Source organism: Burkholderia sp. AcTa6-5, assembly GCF_017815075.1.
Classification (GTDB): Bacteria; Pseudomonadota; Gammaproteobacteria; order Burkholderiales; family Burkholderiaceae; genus Burkholderia; species Burkholderia sola.
The window spans coordinates 1-3584 of record NZ_JAGIQE010000055.1; the positions used below are offsets into that span (position 1 = coordinate 1).

The 3584-nt window shown below is 65.0% G+C and carries 1 protein-coding gene and 1 pseudogene; both read right to left on the minus strand.

Going from position 1 to position 3584, the window contains the following annotated elements; translation table 11 throughout:
* Positions 1–125 precede the first annotated feature (125 nt).
* Positions 126–3326, minus strand: a complete 3201-nt coding sequence (locus J8I33_RS34120; RefSeq protein WP_209939987.1) for an efflux RND transporter permease subunit — start codon at positions 3324–3326, stop codon at positions 126–128.
* Between the two features lie 15 nt (positions 3327–3341).
* Positions 3342–3584 (minus strand): annotated as a pseudogene (locus J8I33_RS34125) (efflux transporter periplasmic adaptor subunit); the annotation flags it as partial.

Here is a 3584-nt window from a genome sequence, read left to right on the forward strand (position 1 = left end):
GTAGACGCCGCCGGCCGGGTACGCCTGCGCGACGGGTGCATCGGGCCGCGTGTAATGCGGCGCCATCGTGCAGCCCGTGGCGAAGAGCGCGACCGCGATTGCAGTCAAAGCGTGTTTTTGCATCATCACTGTCCCTTGTTGCCTTCGTCGCCGTTGCCCGGCTTCTCTTCGTGCTTCGCGTGCTCCTGAGCCAGACGCAGCGCCTCGTCGGCATCTTCCCGCTCGCCGCTGAAGATCGCGCGGACCTTCACGAAGAACATCGGGATCAGGAAGATCGCGAGGAACGTCGCCGTGATCATCCCGCCGATCACGCCCGTGCCAATCGCATGCTGGCTCCCCGAGCCCGCGCCGTTGCTGATCGCGAGCGGCATCACGCCGAGAATGAACGCCAGCGACGTCATCAGGATCGGGCGCAGCCGCTGGCGCGCCGCTTCGAGCGCGGCCTCGACCGGCCCCATCTTCTCCGTCTGCTGCAACTCGCGCGCGAACTCCACGATCAGGATCGCGTTCTTCGCGGACAAGCCCACGGTAGTCAGCAGGCCGACCTGGAAGTACACATCGTTCTCGAGGCCGCGCATCGTCGCCGCGAGCAGTGCGCCAATCACGCCGAGCGGCACCACCATGATCACCGAGAACGGGATCGACCAGCTTTCATACAGCGCCGCGAGACACAGGAACACGACGAGGATCGAGATCGCGTACAGGATCGGCGCCTGCGAGCCCGACTGGATTTCCTGGAGCGACAGGCCGGTCCACGAATAGCCGATGCCGACCGGCAGCTTCTTCGCGAGCCCTTCCATCGCGGCCATTGCCTGGCCGGTCGACTTGCCCGGTGCGGCCTGACCCTGGATTTCCATCGCCGACACGCCGTTGTAACGCTCGAGCTTCGGCGAACCGTACGTCCAGTGGCCGGTCGCGAACGCGCCGAACGGCACCATCCCGCCCGAGCCGTTGCGCACGTACCAGACGTTCATGTCTTCCGGCGTCATCCGGAACGGTGCGTCTCCCTGCACGTACACCTTCTTGATCCGGCCGTCGGTATCCAGGAAGTTGTTCACGTACTTCGACGCCCATGCGATCGAGAACGTCTGGTCGATCGCATCCGCCGTCACGCCGAGCGCATTCGCCTTCTCGCGATCGATGTCGACCTTGTACTGCGGCGTGTCGTTCAGGCCGTTCGGGCGCACACCCTGCAGCGTCGAATCCTGCGAGGCCATCCCGAGCAGCTGGTTACGCGCGGCCATCAGCGCATCGTGGCCGAGACCGGCGTTGTCCGTCAGCTCGAAGTCGAAGCCGGCAGCCGTGCCGAGTTCGGGAATCGACGGCGGATTGAACGGAATCACCGTCGCGTCCTTGTAGCTCGCGTAGCGCCCGAACATCCGGCCGATCAGCGCCTGCACCTTCTGGTTCGCATGCTGACGCTGCGAGTAGTCCTTCAGGCGCACGAACACGAGACCCGAGTTCTGGCCGCGGCCCGCGAAGCTGAAGCCGTTGACCGTGAACGCCGATTCGACGATTTCCTTCTCGTCCTTCAGCAGGTAGTCGGAAATGTTCGCGAGCGTCTTCGCGGTCGTTTCCTGCGTCGAACCCGACGGCGTCTGCACGATCACGAACATCAGGCCCTGGTCTTCATCGGGCAGGAACGACTTCGGCAGGCGCACGAACAGCAGGCCGACCGCGACGATCACGGCCAGATAGATGACGAGCCAGCGGCCCGAGCGCTTGATCACGTGGTGCACGCCGACGTGATACTTGTCGCGGCTATTGTTGAACGTGCGGTTGAACCAGCCGAAGAAACCCTTCTTCTCTTCGTGATGCCCTTGCGGGATCGGCTTCAGGATCGTCGCGCACAGCGCCGGCGTCAGAATCAACGCGACCAGCACCGACAGCACCATCGCCGTCACGATCGTCAGCGAGAACTGGCGATAGATCGCGCCGACCGAACCGCCCGAGAACGCCACCGGCACGAACACCGCCGACAGCACGAGCGCGATGCCGACCAGCGCGCCGGTGATCTGGCCCATCGCCTTGCGGGTCGCCTCCTTCGGCGACAAGCCCTCTTCCGCCATCACGCGCTCGACGTTCTCCACCACCACGATCGCATCGTCGACCAGCAGGCCGATCGCGAGCACGAGGCCGAACATCGACAGCGTGTTGATCGAGAAGCCCACCAGCGACATGACCGCGAACGTGCCGAGCAGCACGACCGGCACCGCGATCGTCGGGATGATCGTCGCCCGCAGGTTCTGCAGGAACAGATACATCACGAGGAACACGAGCACGATACCTTCGAGCAGCGTCTTGACCACTTCCTCGATCGACAGCTTCACGAACGGCGTCGTGTCGTACGGATACTTGACGACGAGACCGTGCGGGAAATACGGCGCCAGCTCGTCGATCTTCGCGCGCACGGCCTTCGCGGTCGCCAGCGCGTTCGAGTTCGTCGCGAGCTGGATACCGAGCGCCGCGGTCGGCTGACCGTTGTACTTCGTGTCGAAGCTGTAGTTTTCGCCGCCGAGGCTGATCTGCGCGACGTCCTTCAGGCGAACCCGCGAGCCGTCCTGGTTGACCTTCAGCAGGATGTTGCCGAACTGCTCGGGCGTCTGCAGCAGCGTCGATTCGGTGATCGTCGCCTGCAGCATGGTGCCCGGCTTCGCCGGCGTGCCGCCGAGCTGGCCGCCGGCGACCTGCACGTTCTGCGAGGTGATCGCGGAAGTCACGTCGACCGGCGTGAGACCGTAGTTGGTCAGGCGGGTCGGGTCGAGCCAGATCCGCATCGCGTACTGCGAGCCGAACAGCGTGACGGTGCCGACGCCGTTCAACCGGCTGATCGGGTCCTTCACGTGCGACGCCACGAAGTTCGCGAGGTCGTACTTGTTCATGCTGCCGTCTTCGGAGTTGAAGGCGAGCACCAGCAGGAAGCTGCTGCTCGACTTCGTCACCGACAGGCCGAGCTGCTGCACGACCTGCGGCAGAATCGGCGTCGCGAGCGACAGCTTGTTCTGCACCTGGACCTGCGCGATGTCGGCGTTGGTGCCCGGCGCGAACGTCAGCGTGATGGTCGCGTTGCCCGACTCGTCACTCGTCGACGACATGTACAGGAAGTTGTCGAGACCGCTCATCTGCTGCTCGATCACCTGCGTCACCGTGTCTTCCACCGTCTTCGCGGAAGCGCCCGGGTAGTTCGCGGTGATCTGGATCGAGGGCGGCGCGATCGTCGGATACTGCGAGATCGGCAGCGTGAAGATCGCCGCAACCCCGGCCAGCATCAGGATGATGGCGATCACCCACGCGAAGATCGGGCGATCGATAAAAAACTTTGCCATGAAACAGGCTCCCTGTTATTTCGCGCTCGAGGCAGCGGCAGCACTCGCCGGCGCGGCGCCCGATGCGGCGGCACCGGAAGCGGCAGCGGCGCCGGACCCGGCGGCGGCCGGCGCGGCGGGGGCAGCAGCACCCGAGGCGGCATCGGCCGCCGGAGCGAGCTGCGCGGGGACCGTCTTCACGGTCGCGCCCGGGCGCACCTTGTCGACGCCTTGCACGATCACGTGATCTCCTGCCTGCAGACCGCCTTCGACGATCCA

Bases quoted from the DNA above. Each gene is read 5' to 3' on its own strand.
- J8I33_RS34120 (WP_209939987.1), bottom strand. From the start codon at position 3,326: ATGGCAAAGTTTTTTATCGATCGCCCGATCTTCGCGTGGGTGATCGCC.